Origin of the sequence: Labrenzia sp. R5_0 (genome assembly GCF_017743835.1) — a bacterium.
Classification (GTDB): domain Bacteria; phylum Pseudomonadota; class Alphaproteobacteria; order Rhizobiales; family Stappiaceae; genus Roseibium; species Roseibium algicola.
Map to the genome: position 1 here is coordinate 1754794 of NZ_JAGHRK010000001.1, position 16872 is coordinate 1771665.

Annotated in this window: 16 protein-coding genes; 9 read left to right on the forward strand and 7 right to left on the reverse strand. The window is 56.8% G+C overall.

Annotated features, from left to right (window positions below; genetic code table 11):
* The first annotated feature begins 59 nt into the window (after positions 1-59).
* Entirely contained in the window at positions 60-542 is a 483-nt protein-coding gene (locus J7447_RS08055) for a DUF2155 domain-containing protein (protein WP_168687199.1), read from the forward strand.
* 27 nt (positions 543-569) lie between these two features.
* On the opposite strand, the gene J7447_RS08060 is transcribed toward J7447_RS08055, so the two are convergent.
* The 3 genes from J7447_RS08060 to J7447_RS08070 all read right to left on the reverse strand — a co-directional run bounded on the left by J7447_RS08060 (position 570) and on the right by J7447_RS08070 (position 2664).
* Positions 570-1361, reverse strand: a complete 792-nt coding sequence (locus J7447_RS08060) for a GNAT family N-acetyltransferase (RefSeq protein ID WP_209169277.1) — start codon at positions 1359-1361, stop codon at positions 570-572.
* Between the two features lie 97 nt (positions 1362-1458).
* Complete coding sequence (locus tag J7447_RS08065; RefSeq protein ID WP_209169278.1) at positions 1459-1935, reverse strand: GNAT family N-acetyltransferase; 477 nt, start codon at positions 1933-1935, stop codon at positions 1459-1461.
* A gap of 60 nt (positions 1936-1995) precedes the next feature.
* The gene (locus J7447_RS08070) at positions 1996-2664 is read right to left on the reverse strand and encodes an alpha/beta hydrolase (protein ID WP_022998747.1); all 669 of its coding nucleotides are present in this window, start codon (positions 2662-2664) and stop codon (positions 1996-1998) included.
* Positions 2665-2964: 300 nt separating this feature from the next.
* Here J7447_RS08070 and J7447_RS08075 point away from each other — a divergent pair, with 300 nt between their 5' ends.
* The 8 genes from J7447_RS08075 to tenA all read left to right on the forward strand — a co-directional run bounded on the left by J7447_RS08075 (position 2965) and on the right by tenA (position 10711).
* The gene (locus J7447_RS08075; RefSeq protein ID WP_075283000.1) at positions 2965-4134 is read left to right on the forward strand and encodes a cysteine desulfurase family protein; all 1170 of its coding nucleotides are present in this window, start codon (positions 2965-2967) and stop codon (positions 4132-4134) included.
* Positions 4135-4237: 103 nt separating this feature from the next.
* The gene (gene sufB, locus J7447_RS08080) at positions 4238-5710 is read left to right on the forward strand and encodes a Fe-S cluster assembly protein SufB (RefSeq protein WP_031268546.1); all 1473 of its coding nucleotides are present in this window, start codon (positions 4238-4240) and stop codon (positions 5708-5710) included.
* 66 nt (positions 5711-5776) lie between these two features.
* Entirely contained in the window at positions 5777-6532 is a 756-nt protein-coding gene (gene sufC, locus J7447_RS08085) for a Fe-S cluster assembly ATPase SufC (protein ID WP_006933229.1), read from the forward strand.
* Positions 6533-6546: 14 nt separating this feature from the next.
* A complete protein-coding gene (locus J7447_RS08090) occupies positions 6547-7866 on the forward strand; it encodes a SufD family Fe-S cluster assembly protein (protein WP_209169279.1) in 1320 nt (439 codons plus the stop codon).
* Positions 7867-7901: 35 nt separating this feature from the next.
* A complete protein-coding gene (locus J7447_RS08095) occupies positions 7902-9158 on the forward strand; it encodes a cysteine desulfurase (protein ID WP_075283955.1) in 1257 nt (418 codons plus the stop codon).
* Between the two features lie 11 nt (positions 9159-9169).
* Entirely contained in the window at positions 9170-9565 is a 396-nt protein-coding gene (locus J7447_RS08100) for an SUF system Fe-S cluster assembly protein (protein ID WP_006933232.1), read from the forward strand.
* Positions 9566-9638: 73 nt separating this feature from the next.
* Positions 9639-10016: a Fe-S cluster assembly scaffold SufA gene (sufA, locus tag J7447_RS08105; protein ID WP_022998742.1), complete on the forward strand. Its 378-nt coding sequence runs from the start codon at positions 9639-9641 to the stop codon at positions 10014-10016.
* A gap of 32 nt (positions 10017-10048) precedes the next feature.
* On the forward strand, positions 10049-10711 hold the full coding sequence (gene tenA, locus J7447_RS08110) for a thiaminase II (RefSeq protein WP_209169280.1): 663 nt from the start codon (positions 10049-10051) through the stop codon (positions 10709-10711).
* A gap of 76 nt (positions 10712-10787) precedes the next feature.
* Here tenA and J7447_RS08115 read toward each other — a convergent pair whose 3' ends face one another.
* The 4 genes from J7447_RS08115 to parE form a co-directional block, all read right to left on the reverse strand.
* Positions 10788-11867, reverse strand: a complete 1080-nt coding sequence (locus tag J7447_RS08115) for a GGDEF domain-containing protein (RefSeq protein ID WP_208984159.1) — start codon at positions 11865-11867, stop codon at positions 10788-10790.
* 105 nt (positions 11868-11972) lie between these two features.
* Positions 11973-13421 (reverse strand): DEAD/DEAH box helicase, encoded by a 1449-nt coding sequence (locus J7447_RS08120; protein WP_209169281.1) that lies wholly within the window; start codon positions 13419-13421, stop codon positions 11973-11975.
* A gap of 299 nt (positions 13422-13720) precedes the next feature.
* Entirely contained in the window at positions 13721-14449 is a 729-nt protein-coding gene (locus tag J7447_RS08125; RefSeq protein WP_139314249.1) for a sulfotransferase family 2 domain-containing protein, read from the reverse strand.
* 99 nt (positions 14450-14548) lie between these two features.
* A complete protein-coding gene (gene parE, locus J7447_RS08130; RefSeq protein WP_022998737.1) occupies positions 14549-16594 on the reverse strand; it encodes a DNA topoisomerase IV subunit B in 2046 nt (681 codons plus the stop codon).
* Between the last annotated feature and the right edge of the window lie 278 nt (positions 16595-16872).

Here is a 16872-nt window from a genome sequence, read left to right on the forward strand (position 1 = left end):
ACCAGTTTGACACGATGAAAGCGGTAAAGCGCCTGGGCGCAGGCCTTGGAATCGCGGCGATGGCGATGGTCATGCCCCTGGTTTCTGCACACGCTCAAAAGATCGAAAACCCGGTCGCCGTCTTTTCGGGCCTCGACAAGATCACCGGACGTATCATCTCCTTTGACGTTTACATTGGTGAAACCGTCCAGTTCGGTGCGCTGCAAGTCACGCCAAGGGTCTGTCACACGCGCCCTCAGACAGAATCGCCTCTCACGACCGGTTTTGTTCAGGTCGATGAAATCACGCTCAACAACGAAGTTCGGCGGATCTATTCCGGCTGGATGTTTGCAGCCAGCCCGGGCCTCCACGCGGTTGAGCACCCCGTGTACGATATCTGGCTGACCGATTGTAAACTTGCCTCAAGCGTTCCGCCGCCAGAAGATTATGCCGGTCCTCCGATTAAAGGCACCGTTGCAGAGGGCGAAGACCCGTTGGCTGGACCTGACGACGGTGTGGATACTGGTCCGGGCGTACCGCGTCCGAAACCCTTCCAGGGGTAGGCAGAAGTCGGAAAACGGCTTTGGGTCTTATCGCGTAAACCGTTCTGCTCCCCTGGTCGCGAGCCCGGAATAGAATTCTTGCGACAAAGACAGCCCGCAACCTTCGACCATTCGGCGCGATGTTGTGTTCGTTGCCGCTACCAGTTCATAGACATGTGTCGCTGAAAGTCGTGTCAGTGCAGCGTCCGCCATCAGCGCATTGACGTAAGTGCCGAGCCCTTTACCGCGATGTTCAGGCGCAACGGCAACGAGACCACCCCAGGCATACTTGTGATAGGGGCTGTGATGATTGTGCGGCAGATAGGCGTGGGCACAGGCGGCAAGGCAACCTGCGTCATCCATCAAGCCGACGGAAACAACCGCACCATGATCGCCATTCAGAAACGATCCTGAGAACGGAGCGATTCCAGCCGTTGCCATGAATTCCTGGAACGAACGCGTCAGCGGACCCTCTGCGCCGTCAAGCTCTGAAAATGCGCGAATGCCGCCTGGAAGGGCGGTTGAAAGGGTCGGCCTTGTTGCGTCGCTGATCGCATTTGTGTCGCCGACGAAGACATCCCAGGTGTCCAGCCGGTAGCCGTTTTCTGTCAAAGCGTTTTCCAGGTCGGGCTGACGGGCTTTTTCAAGCAGACGAAATCCGAACACGCCATCTTCTGCCAGTACTTCGAAAATGGTGTCGAGCCCCAGGGCATCAGGGTCGTCCGTACCGAGCGTGCGTACATTGCAGCAGGCGCCGGGCGTCTTCATGGTCCAGCCGTAACGTTCTTCCGCTCGCTGCTGGAGCTTGATTTGCTGTTCCGTTCCGAAATAGCCAGCCATTGTGTTCACGCCTCCCGGTTCTCAATCTGGAAAATCAAGGCAGGCAAATACCGGTCTGTCCAGTCTGCTAATTGTTACAGGGACTTGGCGGTTGCTCTCAATTGCGTGCAGGGTACCCTGGCGCGCGCAATTCAAAGCCAGTCTTGGAGGTGGTGAACCCGAGGTTCTCGTAGAACCGATGAGCGTCCTTGTTGGCTGAACCCGACAGCAACATCACCTTGAAACATCCGGCCGAAAACGCCTTGTTGGTGGCAGCACGAAGAAGTGCCTTTCCAATTCCGCTCCCCCGCCAGTCGGCATGTGTAACGACATTTTCAACAAGGGCGAATGATGCGCAGCCACGTGTCAGATTGGGCACGACAATCAGCATGCAGGTCGCAACCAATGTGCCTGCCAGTTCTCCGACAAGCAAATCGACACCTTGTTGCGTCAGGATCTGGTGAAAAGTTTCGAGGCGAAAATCATCATCAGCGGCAATGTCGTTGGAAATCAGTTGGGCATAGAGCGCGCAAAGTCCCTGGAAATCTTCGGACTTTGCCGAGCGAATGACGAGACTGTCTGTTGAGGCGGGCATGAGAACCGCAGGCGTTCGGACAAATGAAAAGCCCGCCGGGTGGCGGGCTTCGGTGTCGTGTCAGTCGATGTCGACGTAATCGGATGGCGTCAGCCCAAGCCGCCCATCCACATATGTGCCGCAACGCTGCATGAGCTCGTCCATATCGTTTTCGAAGAAATGGTTGGCTCCCGGAATGGTCTCGTGATCGATCACGATGCCTTTCTGGGTTTTCAGCTTGTCGACCAGCGTCTGCACATCCTTCTGCGGAACGACCTTGTCGTTATCACCATGAATGATCAGGCCGGAGGACGGGCAGGGGGCCAGGAAAGAGAAGTCGTGCAGGTTTGCCGGTGGGGCGACCGAGATGAAGCCCTCCACTTCAGGGCGGCGCATCAGCAACTGCATGCCGATCCAGGCACCGAACGAGAAACCGGCAATCCAGCAGGCGCGGGCGTCTGTATGAACGGTCTGCACCCAGTCGAGAGCCGCCGCTGCATCGGACAGTTCGCCCTGGCCATGGTCGAAGGAGCCTTGCGAACGGCCGACGCCGCGGAAGTTGAAACGCAGCACTGCAAATCCGCGCCGGGCGAACATGTAGTACATCTGGTAGACGATCTGGTTGTTCATCGTGCCGCCGAATTGCGGATGCAGATGCAGAACCAGGGCAATGGGCGCGTTGCGTTTTCTGGCGGGATGGAACCGGCCCTCAAGCCGGCCGGCGGGACCGTTGAAGATCACCTCAGGCATGAAACGCTATGTCCTTGTCATTTTGTCGCGCAGAAGAAGATCGCGCGGTAATTTGGGCTCACGATACGTGGTTTCCCGTAAGTCTAAACTTGACTCTTTGTCTCCGAGTTTCTAGAACCCTGTTTAGAATTATTCGAAAGTTCGCACCATCCCTCAGCAGGCAGACGATGCTCGGTTCGACCGGTTGGGGGCAGTTATCGTCATCATGGCGGAAAAATTCAAGGTTTTTCGCACATGTAGCTGATAGTAAAGCGAAAATTCGATTCTTTGCGAAACTCGAGTTCAAGCGTAAGAGGCGCTATGCAGCAGCAGTCAGCCCCGATCTATCTGGACCACAACGCCGGCGCGCCTCTGCGCGAAACCGCGCGTGAGGTCATGATCGAGGTGCTGAATGATGCAGGCAACGCATCCTCCGTTCATGCTCACGGCCGCAAGGCGCGTGGACGCATTGAAACCGCACGCGAACAGGTTGCCCGTCTTTGCAACGCCAGGAACCGTGCAGTGACATTTGTGTCCGGCGGAACGGAAGCGAACATGACGGCGCTTTCACCGGCCTGGCAGGACCAGGGAGCGCCCGTTTACCTCGACAAGTTGTTCAGGAGCGCGATCGAGCATCCTTCCGTGATGACCGGCGGACGCTTTGCGGTTTCCGATCAGGTGGTCATACCTGTCGACAGCGATGGCCGTGTTGAGCTCGGTGCCCTCGAACTGGCTGTCAAGGACGCCGGGCCAAGCCTCATTTCCGTAATGGCTGCCAACAATGAAACCGGTGTCATCCAGCCTCTTGCCGAAATCGGTGCCATTGCCGAAAGACACGGCCACTTCTTTCACGTCGACGCGGTTCAGGCTGCCGGCCGGATGCCGATCGATCTGGAAAGCTGGAAGGCAGATGTCCTGACGCTGTCTGCTCACAAGTTCGGTGGTCCGCAAGGCATTGGCGCGGTTGTGGTGCGTTCAACGGCCCGTGTACCTGCGCCACTCATGGTTGGGGGTGGTCAGGAAAACTGGCGCCGCGGCGGAACGGAAAACGTTTCGGCAATCGCCGGCTTCGGCATTGCCAGCAAGGCCGCTCTTGAAGAATCGGCCGATACGCGCCATCTGAGCGATATGAAGGCGAAGCTCGAAGCCGGGCTGTGCGCGATTTGTCCTTCGACAGTTATTTTTGGCGACAAGGCTGAAAGACTGTCCAACACCTGTTGCTTTGCCGTTCCTGGCATTCCGGCAGAAACCGCGCTGATCGCCTTCGATCTCGACCATATCTCGGTTTCATCCGGTTCAGCCTGTTCTTCCGGCAAGGTGTCCGTGTCTCATGTGCTGACAGCCATGGGCGTTCCGGAAGATCTTGCCCGCTGCGCCTTGCGTATCAGCATGGGGTGGAATACCAGCGGCGCCGATATCGACAGGTTCCTTGAGCTGTGGCCGAAAATCGTCGGCAGGCTCAATCCGCAAGCACGTCATCAGGCGGCTTGACGACAAGATTTAGGCAGCTTCGCTGCCAGACATGGCGCAGGTGACAAGGTCCCTGCAGGAAATAACAAAAGCAGGCACGAGGCCTGTTGAATGGAGGCAAGACATGCCAGCTGTACAGGAAACCATCGATACGGTGAAAGCCATCGATGTCGACCAGTATAAATACGGCTTTGTGACCGATATCGAGTCGGAAAAAGGCGCCAAAGGCCTATCCGAGGAAACCGTTCGCTTTCTGTCGGCTAAAAAGAACGAGCCGGAGTGGATGACCGAATGGCGCCTTGATGCGCTCCGCCGCTTTCAGCAGATGGAAGAGCCGACCTGGGCGCGCGTTTCCTACCCGAAGATTGATCTCGACGACCTCTATTACTGGGCGTCCCCGAAATCCGTCGAAGGCCCGAAAAGCCTGGACGAAGTCGATCCGGAACTGCTGGCGACCTACGAAAAGCTCGGTATTCCGCTGCGCGAGCAGGAAATCCTGGCCGGTGTCGAGCCGAAGAACCGGGTTGCGGTCGATGCTGTGTTCGATTCCGTTTCCGTCGTGACCACGTTCAAGGAAGAGCTGAAGAAAGCCGGCGTCATCTTCTGCTCCATTTCCGAAGCACTGCGCGAATATCCGGATCTGGTGAAGAAATATCTCGGCTCCGTCGTTCCAGTGACCGACAACTACTACGCGACGCTGAACTCGGCTGTCTTCTCGGACGGATCCTTCGTCTATGTTCCCGAGGGCGTTCGCTGCCCAATGGAACTGTCGACCTATTTCCGTATCAACGAACAGAATACCGGTCAGTTTGAGCGCACGCTGATCATTGCCGAGAAGGGCGCCTACGTGTCCTACCTGGAAGGCTGTACGGCACCTCAGCGCGACGAGAACCAGCTTCATGCCGCTGTCGTTGAACTGGTGGCCCTGGATGATGCGGAGATCAAATACTCCACCGTCCAGAACTGGTTCCCGGGCGACAAGGACGGCAAGGGCGGCATCTATAATTTCGTCACGAAGCGTGGCGACTGCCGCGGCAAGAATTCCAAGATCTCCTGGACGCAGGTCGAGACCGGATCAGCGATTACCTGGAAATACCCGTCCTGCATCCTGCGCGGCGAAAATTCGCGTGGTGAGTTCTATTCGATCGCGGTTTCCAACGGCTACCAGCAGGTCGACAGCGGCACCAAGATGATCCATCTGGGCAAGAACTCTTCCAGCCGGATCATTTCCAAGGGCATTTCCGCAGGCAAGTCCCAGAACACTTATCGTGGCCTGGTCTCCGCTCACCGGAAAGCTTCGAATGCGCGCAACTTCACCCAGTGTGACTCACTTCTGATCGGTCAGGACTGTGGTGCGCACACCGTGCCTTACATCGAGAGCAAGAATGCCTCGGCCCAGTTCGAACACGAGGCGACCACCTCGAAGATCTCGGACGACCAGATGTTTTACTGCCTGCAGCGCGGCCTTTCCGAAGAAGAAGCCGTGGCGCTGATCGTCAACGGTTTCGTCAAGGACGTCATCCAGCAGCTGCCGATGGAATTCGCCGTCGAGGCACAGAAGCTGATCTCGATCAGCCTGGAAGGATCCGTGGGCTAGAGGGCCTGCAAAGTTACGAATTGATTTGGGCCTTGAATGCCCGCCGAAATACGAGGAACAATCTCAATGCTTGAGATCAAAAACCTGCATGCCCGCATTGCGGAAGACGAAACAGAGATCCTGCGCGGCATCGATCTGACCATCAATGCAGGCGAAGTACACGCCATCATGGGCCCGAACGGTTCCGGCAAGTCGACGCTGTCCTACATCCTGGCCGGCAAGGACGACTACGAGGTTACCGAAGGCGAGATCCTGTTCAACGGAGAAAACCTTCTTGAGATGGAGCCGGATGAGCGCGCTGCTGCGGGCCTGTTCCTGGCGTTCCAGTACCCGATCGAGATCCCGGGTGTTGCCACCATGGAATTCCTCAAGACGGCGATGAACGCACAGCGCAAGGCGCGCGGTGAGGACACGCTGTCGATCCCGGACTTCATGAAGCGCGTCAAGGAAGCCGCCGGTCACCTGAACGTCTCCATGGACATGCTGAAGCGCCCGCTCAATGTAGGCTTCTCTGGTGGTGAGAAGAAGCGTGCGGAAATTCTGCAGATGTCCTTGCTGGAGCCGAAGCTGTGCGTGCTCGACGAGACCGATTCCGGCCTCGACATCGACGCGCTCAGGATCGTTTCTGAAGGCGTGAACAAGCTGCGCGGTCCGGATCGCGCCATGGTGGTGATCACCCACTATCAGCGTCTGCTTGACCACATCGTTCCGGACGTCGTCCACGTTCTGTCCAAGGGCCGCATCGTCAAGACCGGCGACAAGGACCTTGCGCTGGAGCTGGAAAAGAACGGTTACGCCGACTACATCGACACGGCCGCCTGAGGGAGCAAAGCGATATGAACGCCAGCGCACCCATCAAACACACCCAGGCGGAAAGCGACCTGCTGGAGCGTTTCGACAACGCGAAAGACGGTTTGGCCGGCTCGGTTGCCGTCAAGGCTCTGCGCGAAGCGGCGCTCGGCCAGGTTCGGGACCGTGGACTGCCGCATCGCCGGGTAGAGGAATACAAGTATTCCGACCTGCGCGCCTACATGAAGTCAGCAGCCCCGCTCGCAGGATCGGCCGATGAAGCTGCGGCAAGAAGCCTGATAGAGACACAGGACGGTTTTGGAGATCTCGACCGCTACCGCATCGTCGTTGCCAACGGGTCCTATCTTGCCGCGCTTTCGGACGTGGAAGCGCTCGCAGGCGAAGGTGTAACCCTGATAAACGTTGCCGACGCCCTTGCCGGCGAAACAGGCACCCAGTTGATTGCGTCGCCAAAGACGGGACCGTCCGACGGTGTCGTTGCCTTGAACACTGCCTTCCTCCAAGGCGGCGTCGTCATGACAGTCGCGGCGGGCGTGGAAGTGTCCAAGCCGGTCGAGCTGGTTCAGGTGGCGACTTCCACGGGCGCGCAGGCCGTCCGCAACCGCATCGAACTTGGCGAAGGCGCAAAATTACGTCTTCTGGAAACCTTTGTCGGAGATACCGGTGAAGGGGAACTGAACACGGTGTTTGACTACGATCTCGCCGACAAGGCAGCGCTTGCTGCCACGCGATTGATCGTCGGCAAGACGGACGCCGCGCAGCTGTTTACGACAATCGCAACGCTTGGCGCTGAAACCGAGCTGAAATCGCTTGGCTTCATCGCTGGACCGCAGTTCACGCGCAACCAGCAATTCATCAACTTTACCGGCGAAAATTCGGAAGCGAAAATCTACGGCGTGACCATGGCTGGCGGTAAATCGCTGGCTGATCAGACGCTGATCGTCGATCATGCTGTGCCACACTGCAACAGCCGCGAGTTCTTCAAGACCGTTCTGGACGGCGAGGCCAGGGGTGTCTACCAGGGCCGTATCAACGTTGCCCAGCATGCCCAGAAGACCGATGGCGAGATGATGACCCAGGCTCTGCTCCTTTCCGAGGACGCGGAAATGGCCAACAAGCCGGAACTGGAGATTTTCGCGGACGACGTATTGTGCGCTCACGGTGCGACCAGCGGACAGATCGATGAGGATCTGCTCTTCTACCTTCGTGCCCGTGGCATTCCGGAAGACGAGGCAAAGACCCTTCTGGTACTCGCTTTCCTGTCCGAAGCGATTGAAGAATACGGCGAGGACGATGTGACCGAAGGCCTGGAAGCGCGCGTGCGTGACTGGCTTGCCAATCACTGACATCTAAAGCGAACGGGAATAAGGAGCAGCGCCGCATGACGGTCGCGACCGCAGAAGAAACAACCGGCAACACCGGTTACGACGTCGAAACCATCCGTCGGGATTTTCCGATCCTGTCGCGGGAGGTTTACGGCAAGCCGCTGGTCTATCTGGATAACGGTGCTTCCGCCCAGAAACCCCAGCAGGTGATAGATGCGGTGACCAAGGCTTACTCGGAGGAGTACGCCAACGTTCATCGTGGCCTGCATTTCCTGTCGAATACCGCAACGGACAACTATGAAGCCGCGCGCGAGAAAGTGCGCCGTTTCCTGAATGCCGGATCCGTCGATGAGGTGGTTTTCACCAAGTCCACGACCGAAGCGATCAACCTGGTGTCCTACGGCCTTGGGCCCGACTATTTTGCCGATGGCGGTGAGATCGTTCTGTCGATCATGGAGCACCACTCCAACATCGTGCCGTGGCATTTCCATCGGGAGCGTCATGGTGCAAAGCTGAAATGGGTCTATGTTCGCGAGGATGGCTCGTTCGATCTTGATGCCTTTGCTGATACCTTGACGGACAAGACAAGACTGGTTGCGCTCACGCACATGTCGAATGTTCTGGGCACGGTCGTTCCGGTGAAGGAAGTTTGCCGGATCGCACATGAACGGGGCATCCCGGTGCTTGTGGACGGAAGCCAGGCGGCCGTACATCTTCCTGTCGACGTTCAGGACATCGACTGCGACTACTATGTCTTCACGGGACACAAGGTCTATGGGCCGTCGGGCATCGGGGTCCTGTGGGGCAAGCCGGATCGGCTGAAAGCCTTGCGTCCCTTCAACGGTGGCGGCGAGATGATCCTCGACGTGACCGAGGACCTTGTTACCTACAATGAACCGCCACACAGATTTGAGGCCGGTACGCCACCGATCGTGCAGGCAATCGGTCTTGGCGCGGCTCTCGACTATATGGATGCGATAGGCCGTGAAAACATTGCACGCCACGAAGCTGATCTGAAGGATTATGCCCACCGGAAGCTGCGCGAGATCAACTCGCTGCGGATTTTCGGGGATGCGCCGGACAAGGGCGCAATTGTCTCGTTCGAACTGCAGGGCGCCCACGCGCACGACGTTGCCACGATCATCGACCGGGCAGGGGTCGCCGTGCGGGCAGGGACCCATTGTGCACAGCCGCTCTTGGCAAGATATGGTGTGACCTCTACATGTCGGGCAAGCTTCGGGCTTTACAACACGCGTGCGGAAGTGGACGCGCTGTATGAAGCCCTGTTGAAGGCTCAGAGCTTTTTCGGGTAAGGACGGACCCCATGGAAAACGCTACCACAATCGATACCGGCGCGGACGGCGAAGAGTTGCAGACGGAAGTCTCGGCCAAGAGCGCCATTCCGGCAAATGAACTCGACCAGCTGACCACCGATATCATCGGTGCTTTGAAGACGGTCTACGATCCGGAAATTCCGTGTGACATCTATGAGCTTGGCCTGATCTACAAGGTCGATATCGAGGACGACAGGTCGATCAACATCGACATGACCCTGACGGCCCCTGGCTGCCCTGTGGCAGGTGAAATGCCGGGCTGGGTGGAAAATGCCGTTTCTGCTGTCGCCGGGGTGGGGCCGGTCAACGTCGATATGGTCTTCGATCCTCCCTGGACACCCGATCGCATGTCTGACGAAGCGAAGGTTGCGCTCAACTGGTATTGAGCTTCAAGCCTTTAATCGGATAAGCTGAAACCCCATATCAGGTTTAGCATTCGCTGCACTGAACGAGGATCATATGGCTTCCGCCGCAAAATTCCAGGTGATGACCCTGACTGACGCCGCCGCTGAGCGCGTGAAGGAACTTGTCGAGAACTCCGACAAGAATGCCATCGGCTTGCGTGTCGGTATCAAGAAGGGCGGCTGTGCCGGTATGGAATACACCATGGAAATGGTGGATGCGGCGCGGCCAGGTGATGATGCCGTTGAAGACAAGGGGGCGAAACTCTTTGTGGATCCTTCTGCCGTGCTCTTTCTGCTCGGCACGGAAATGGACTTCGAAGTGACGAAGTTCCGTTCAGGCTTCATCTTCAAGAACCCGAATGAAGTGTCCGCTTGTGGCTGTGGGGAATCCGTTTCGCTTCAGGCTGCGGACCTGAATGCCCTGGCACGCTGATCGCGCCTTTCTATCTATTCGATGAGATTTTCATGAGCCTTTTCGAGCGGCTGAAGGCCGACGCCGGCCCGCAATGGTCCGACTACACCCGTCATGCATTTGTTCAGCAGCTTGGCGCGGGAACGCTGCCGCTATCTTGTTTCAAGCACTACCTGGTTCAGGACTATCTGTTTCTCATCCAGTTTGCCCGCGCTTATGCGCTTGGCGTCTACAAAAGCCCGTCAGTCGCAGACATGCGTCAGTCACTGGACGGGGTAAAGGCGATTCTGGATGATGAACTCGATCTGCATGTCGAGATGTGCCGCAGTTGGGGCATGGAGCGTGACATGATCGAGCAGGCACCTGAAGACACGCCCACAATGGCTTATACGCGCTTTGTGCTCGATGCCGGTATGGCTGGTGATCTCCTGGACCTCCAGGCAGCTCTTGCACCTTGCGTAATTGGTTATGCGGAAATTGGGGCCAGGCTGGCCGCGGAAGGCTGCGACACCGATGGCAATCCCTATGCACGCTGGATCCGGGAATACGCCAACGAAGGCTATCAGGAACTCGCAAAGGGCTTTATCGCCTGGCTCGACGGTACTGCAGGCCAGACGTTGACGGAGCACCGCTATCCGCGCGTCCTGTCCATATTTGAGAAGGCCTGCCGCCTGGAAAGTGATTTCTGGCAGATGGGGCTGAATGCAAAAGACTGAGACAGTTTTTGGGCTCAGCCCCTGTTTTTCCGATGAATTTTGAGACTCGATACTTGATCAGGGACGATGCCTTGGGTCAGGCAACGTCTTCCCGCTGATCCACTCCTGCAAGATCCTTTTCAGTCTTCACAAGGTTTCGACCGGCATCTTTTGCAAGGTAGAGTGCTTCGTCCGCGCGCGAAACGATGGAATGGACCGTATCGATGTTCTCGTAAGTTGCGATGCCGACAGAGATGGTCACACGGCCGAGATTTTCTCCCGTTGAACGTTTCACGAGTTCTTTGGACATCACCGCATTTCGGATGTTCTCGCCAATTTCGGCCGCATCTTCGAGCCCGACATGTGGCAGAATGATCGCAAATTCCTCACCGCCATACCGGCAGGCGATGTCCTGTGCTTTGATGTTCTGTTTAACCGCAAGTGCGACAAGTCGCAGAACCTGGTCGCCAGTCTGGTGGCCATAGGTGTCGTTGAACTTCTTGAAGTGATCGATATCGGTCATCAGCAAGGAGAAGCCACGACCGCTCTCCTTTGATTGATCGATAACACGTTCAATCGAGTTCTCGAAGTGCTTGCGATTGTTGAGTGTTGTCAGCTCGTCCGTGAGGGATTCGTAGCGGATCGCTTCCAGTGACGACTGCAGGTTCTCAATGTGTTTCTTGGACTCAAGCAGCTGGCTCTCAAGCTTGCGGTTGGACGCAACTGCATTCTGGGTCGATTTCACCAGATGTGTGACGTAGTTCTGTAATTTCTCCGGATCGGAGACCGACCTGATCTTTTCGCCTGCCTGCTCGAGCGCGGTGCCATAATCGGACGTGGCGTCGGCACTCAGCTTTAGCGTGTCGACCAGTTCTTCAACTTCCCGGGAAACCTTGGAGCCAACTTCATCCAGGCGATCACCGAGCCGTGTCGGCGACAGGAAGCGACCGTAGAGGGTCAGCATCTCGTCAGTGCTGATCCTGCCGTTGGATTTTATGGATTCATTGACGGCCCTGTTCAGGCCTTGATTGTATCCAGCCGCGTAAGTGTACCAAAGCTCGTAAGAACGAGGGTAGGCTGGCAGCACATTCTTCTTGATGTAACTGATCGCGGACTCTCCATACTGGATAGTCCGCTTATGGTCGTCTTCATCCGCCATCAAGTTTCTCTCACCCATGCCTTGCGAATCCGCCCCACACGGACACAAGAACTAGGTTTTAAACTCGGCTGGAAGGTTTAAGGAGCCGTTAAGCTTAAAGCAAAACCTGGAGAGAATTCGGCGTTACGATGCCTTTTTAGGCCGCGGCTCACGCAGGAGAAACGCAGGAATGTGAACGCCAGCACCGAAGGCAGGTTCCAGTTTATCGTTTCTGGAGCGCTTGCCAGTCTGCCGTTGCGGCAGGTTTGAGACCGGTGTCGGGTTCAGCATTTCCGGGAGTTCCTCCATCTGCTCTTCCACGACTTCACGTGGCTTGCTCTGCGACCGGCGACGATTGGAAGGCTTGGGTTGTTCTGCAGCCTCGTTGTCGTTGCTCGACCGTGCGTTCCTGGAAGGCTTGCCGGCCTTGCGGCGTGCCTTGCGTATCTGTGCGGCAGCTTCGAAGTCGATCGCATCGCCCAGCCAGTCGATGTCCTTCTTGATCAATGTCTGAATGGCATCGAGGTATTTCTGGTCTTCACCGGTTACGAGCGTGAAGGCTGTGCCCTTGCGTCCGGCGCGGCCCGTCCGGCCGATCCGGTGGACATAGTCTTCGGCATTGCTCGGAACATCGAAGTTGAAGACGTGGCTGACCTCGGGAATATCGAGGCCACGCGCGGCAACGTCACTCGCGACAAGGAGCTTGATCGTTCCCTTCCGGAAATTGTCCAGCATCATCATACGTGTACGCTGGTCCATGTCGCCATGGAGAGCGCCGACGTTGTATTCATGACGCTCCAGAGACCGGTAAAGCGTCGTCACGTCCCGTTTGCGGTTGCAGAAGACAATCGCATTCTTGAGGTCTTCGGCACCTTCCAGCAGTTCGCGCAGGGCTGCGCGCTTTTCGTAGTCCTTGGACTCGGCTGCCTTCAGAAACTGAGCGACGTTTTCAGCCGTCGACGAGGTCGGAGCGACTTCGATACGGGCCGGATTCTGCAGGAACGTTTCGGTCAGACGCTGAATTTCCGGTGGCATCGTCGCCGAGAAGAAAAGAGTCTGACGGGTGAACGGGATCAGCTTGCAGATCCGCTCGATATCCGGAATGAAGCCCATGTCGAGCATACGATCGGCTTCGTCGATGACAAGGATTTCAACGCCCTGCAACAACAGCTTACCGCGCTCGAAGTGATCAAGCAGACGGCCAGGCGTCGCGATCAGAACATCTGTGCCACGGTCGAGCTTCTTGTCCTGGTCGGAAAAGGAGACACCGCCGATCAGCAGGGCGACGTTGAGTTTATGGTTGGTGCCATATTTGGCGAAATTCTCTTCAACCTGCGCAGCGAGTTCGCGCGTCGGTTCCAGGATGAGCGTGCGCGGCATCCGCGCACGAGCGCGGCCTTTTTCGAGCAACGTCAGCATGGGCAGTGTGAAACTTGCGGTCTTGCCGGTTCCGGTCTGGGCAATGCCAAGGATGTCGCGGCGCTCAAGCACCTGCGGAATGGCTCCCGACTGGATTGCCGTGGGTTCCTTATAACCTGCTGCTTCAACTGCAGCGAGGACCTTCTCGCTAAGACCGAGAGTATTAAATGCCATGGAGCGCTTTGCCCGAATGTTGTGATTGTTAATCGGCGGCGCCGTGGGAACCGCCGGTGCCAATGTGCGCACACCCTACATTCATGCGCTCAGGTGTCAATGCGCTTGAGAGGTAAAATCTCAAGAAAATCGAGTAATTCCGAGTACGATTTGCCATCTCAGTTAATAGTGCAACCAAGTTGGTTCATGAAATCGGCTGGAAAATCAGTATGCGTTGCCCAAAATGCAGGCGCAAACGAAGGTATGTGTTTCCGAAAGTATCGCTTCAGCCGGTATTCGATACGTAAAATTGCGCAGCGTCAGGCAGAAAGAGCCGCCGGTTTGTAGAACAGGTCGTAGTCTGACTTGTAGCGCCGCCGCAGCTGCTGAACCAGGCTGTCTTCGGTAAAGGACAGCAGCGTGTCCCTGCCGACAAAATTGTCCACGTGATACGCGACAGGAGATTTCGTGCGGAACCTGAGAGAGCTTTCCGAAAGAAAAGTTGCGAATGACTGGTCGAAATCTTCAAGCTGCAAGATCAGATCGGCCGTCAACATACCTTTGTAGGTGAGGGCAGCTGTCTGGCTGCGAAACAGATTGTCTGCTTCCAGGTCCGAGATCGACGCTACGTGTGACACGAACTCCTGAGGTGTCATGTCCTGATTGAACTGGCGCTCTTCATAATAGGCCGGAAGCGGATCGGCACTCAGGATGACTTTCTCATAACAGTAGGCCAACCGATGCATCGGATCCTGGACCCAGGCCGCGACTTTCATTTCGGGATGCCGCCGCTTGAGTTCGCGTGCTGTCAGTAACTCCACATTCCCATGGAAGAGCAGCCGTTCCGTGGCGGCGGTCCGAAGATCAAAACCGGAAAGGGCCTTGAGCTTGTCGGTACCGGCAAGGCAATGAAGAACCGGGCGCAGAAGTTGAAAAGCAGGTTCTGCGATACGGGCAAAGGCGATCTTGTGCTTGGGAAAAGCCAGGAAGACATGATTTCGCAAGGGGCGAAGCCGTCTGTCCAGTATCGAATACATCCGGTTTAACATGCTACGTTTCCGACCGGTCAAATAGGCAGTGCGGGCAAAAATATACGCCCGCCCAACCTCTTCAAAAAAAGATATAGATCAAAATACCTGCTGTTGCGGCTAAATATCAAGATCCTCAGCGAATTCAGCGTTGTCCTGAATGAACCGGAAGCGCGCTTCCGGCTTGTTGCCCATCAGCCGTTCAACGGTGTCGTTGGTGTCTGTTACAGCTTCTTCTTCGACAACGACCTTCAGCATGGTCCGCTTGGACGGATCCATCGTCGTTTCCTTCAGCTGAGCCGGCAACATTTCACCCAAACCCTTGAAACGGCCGATTTCCACCTTGGATTTACCCTTGAAGACGGTCTCCATCAATTCGTCTTTATGGGCATCGTCGCGTGCATAGAGGGTCTTCCCCCCCTGGCTGAGACGATAGAGTGGTGGCACGGCCAGGAAGAGATGGCCGCCACGGATTAGCTCCGGCATTTCGCGGTAAAAGAAAGTAATCAAAAGTGATGCAATGTGGGCACCGTCGACGTCAGCATCCGTCATGATGACGATCTTCTCGTACCGCAGGTCACTTTCCCGGTATTGGGAGCGCGTGCCGCAGCCAAGGGCCTGGATGAGATCGGCAAGCTGCTGGTTGGCAACGAGTTTGTCGCGGCCGGCGTTTGCGACGTTCAGGATCTTGCCGCGCAACGGCAAGACGGCCTGGTTGGAACGGTTGCGCGCCTGTTTGGCCGAGCCACCTGCCGAGTCACCCTCAACGATGAAGAGTTCGGTGCCATCGGACTGGTTTGCCGAGCAGTCGGCAAGTTTGCCCGGGAGGCGCAGCTTGCGCACGGCTGTCTTGCGGGCGACGTCTTTTTCCTGGCGACGGCGCAAGCGCTCATCCGCGCGATCGATCACCCACTCCAGAAGCTTGTTTGCCTGGTTGGGGGAGGCTGTCAGCCAATGGTCAAATGCATCTCGGACAGCCGTCTCCGCAATGCGCGTGGCTTCGTTGGTCGCCAGTTTGTCTTTGGTCTGGCCGACGAATTCAGGCTCACGGATGAAGACGGACAGCATTCCGCCGGCTGATGTCATCACATCATCGCCGGTGATGATGGATGCCTTCTTGTTGTTTGTCAGTTCGCCATATGCCTTGAGGCCGCGCAGCAGGGCATATCGGAAACCCGCTTCGTGAGTTCCGCCTTCCGGTGTCGGCACGGTGTTGCAGTAGGAACTGACAAAGCCGTCGCCGGCAAACCAGCTCACGGCCCATTCAACGGACCCGTGTTTGCCGGCGTTGTCGGTGCGGCCGAAGAACACGTCGTCGACGACACGGCGTTCCTTGGTCAGTCTCTCGTTGAGAAAGTCGCGAAGACCACCGGGGAAGTGAAACACGGCCTCGGCCGGTGTCTCGTCCTTTTCAGACAGCAATTCAGGTGCGCAGTGCCAGCGGATCTCGACACCGCCAAAGAGATAGGCCTTGGACCGTGCCATCTTCAAAAGGCGCGCCGGGACAAATTTAGCGCCTTTGCCGAAGATTTGATCGTCTGGTTTGAAGCTGACCTGGGTCCCGCGTCTGTTCTGGGTGTCGCCAACAAGCTCGAGAGGACCCTGGGCGTGACCGCGGCGGAAAATCTGGCGATAGAGCTTGCGGCTGCGTGCGACCTCTACAATCAGTTCCTCTGACAGCGCATTGACCACGGAAATGCCGACACCGTGCAGACCGCCAGAGGTCTCATAGACCTTGCTGTCGAACTTGCCGCCCGCATGCAGCGTCGTCATGATCACTTCGAGTGCGGACTTGTCCTTGAACTTCGGGTGAGGGTCGACAGGAATACCGCGGCCGTTGTCGGTGATCGTCAGATAGCCATCGCTGGAAAGCGACACGTCGATCCACGTCGCATGGCCGGCAACCGCCTCATCCATGGAGTTGTCGATCACTTCGGCAAAGAGGTGATGCAACGCCTTTTCGTCAGTGCCGCCGATATACATGCCTGGCCGGCGCCGAACCGGCTCGAGCCCTTCGAGAACTTCGATGTCGGCCGCTGAATAATCGTCGCTGACCGCGACAGGCGCAACGGGACGCGGCTTTTGCGGAGCTGGGGCGGGCTCATCTTGTGTCATTGGGGCAGAGACCGCCGCGTTGCCTGCAAACAGATCGTCTTTTGCGCTCATTCCGTATCGCCTGATGGGTCTTGGGTCACAGTTTCTACAAACTCAGCGCTGTTACCTACACCGAATCATGTCTCAGTTTGAAGGACAAAGATAGAACGGCAAAGGTAATTGGCCAAAAGCCCCCGTTTTCAACAGCCCGGGGCCCAAAAAACCGATCTGGAAACACATCATCAACCCGCCTGTGTTGAAATAAGGGTCTTGAATGGGAGAGGAGCGGTCACAATATGTGCCAATTCCGCAACAGTTACTGACAGAGTCATTTGCAGGGCCCCGGTTTG

What these genes read in the sequence shown, in the direction of transcription:
- J7447_RS08060 (WP_209169277.1), bottom strand. Translation starts at nt 1,361, where the DNA reads ATGGCTGGCTATTTCGGAACGGAACAGCAAATCAAGCTCCAGCAGCGA.
- J7447_RS08095 (WP_075283955.1), top strand. Translation starts at nt 7,902, where the DNA reads ATGACGGTCGCGACCGCAGAAGAAACAACCGGCAACACCGGTTACGAC.
- parE (WP_022998737.1), bottom strand. Translation starts at nt 16,594, where the DNA reads ATGAGCGCAAAAGACGATCTGTTTGCAGGCAACGCGGCGGTCTCTGCC.
- J7447_RS08065 (WP_209169278.1), bottom strand. Translation starts at nt 1,935, where the DNA reads ATGCCCGCCTCAACAGACAGTCTCGTCATTCGCTCGGCAAAGTCCGAA.
- sufA (WP_022998742.1), top strand. Translation starts at nt 9,639, where the DNA reads ATGGCTTCCGCCGCAAAATTCCAGGTGATGACCCTGACTGACGCCGCC.
- J7447_RS08120 (WP_209169281.1), bottom strand. Translation starts at nt 13,421, where the DNA reads ATGGCATTTAATACTCTCGGTCTTAGCGAGAAGGTCCTCGCTGCAGTT.
- J7447_RS08100 (WP_006933232.1), top strand. Translation starts at nt 9,170, where the DNA reads ATGGAAAACGCTACCACAATCGATACCGGCGCGGACGGCGAAGAGTTG.
- J7447_RS08090 (WP_209169279.1), top strand. Translation starts at nt 6,547, where the DNA reads ATGAACGCCAGCGCACCCATCAAACACACCCAGGCGGAAAGCGACCTG.
- sufB (WP_031268546.1), top strand. Translation starts at nt 4,238, where the DNA reads ATGCCAGCTGTACAGGAAACCATCGATACGGTGAAAGCCATCGATGTC.
- J7447_RS08125 (WP_139314249.1), bottom strand. Translation starts at nt 14,449, where the DNA reads ATGTTAAACCGGATGTATTCGATACTGGACAGACGGCTTCGCCCCTTG.
- J7447_RS08075 (WP_075283000.1), top strand. Translation starts at nt 2,965, where the DNA reads ATGCAGCAGCAGTCAGCCCCGATCTATCTGGACCACAACGCCGGCGCG.
- J7447_RS08115 (WP_208984159.1), bottom strand. Translation starts at nt 11,867, where the DNA reads ATGGGTGAGAGAAACTTGATGGCGGATGAAGACGACCATAAGCGGACT.
- J7447_RS08055 (WP_168687199.1), top strand. Translation starts at nt 60, where the DNA reads ATGGCGATGGTCATGCCCCTGGTTTCTGCACACGCTCAAAAGATCGAA.
- J7447_RS08070 (WP_022998747.1), bottom strand. Translation starts at nt 2,664, where the DNA reads ATGCCTGAGGTGATCTTCAACGGTCCCGCCGGCCGGCTTGAGGGCCGG.
- sufC (WP_006933229.1), top strand. Translation starts at nt 5,777, where the DNA reads ATGCTTGAGATCAAAAACCTGCATGCCCGCATTGCGGAAGACGAAACA.
- tenA (WP_209169280.1), top strand. Translation starts at nt 10,049, where the DNA reads ATGAGCCTTTTCGAGCGGCTGAAGGCCGACGCCGGCCCGCAATGGTCC.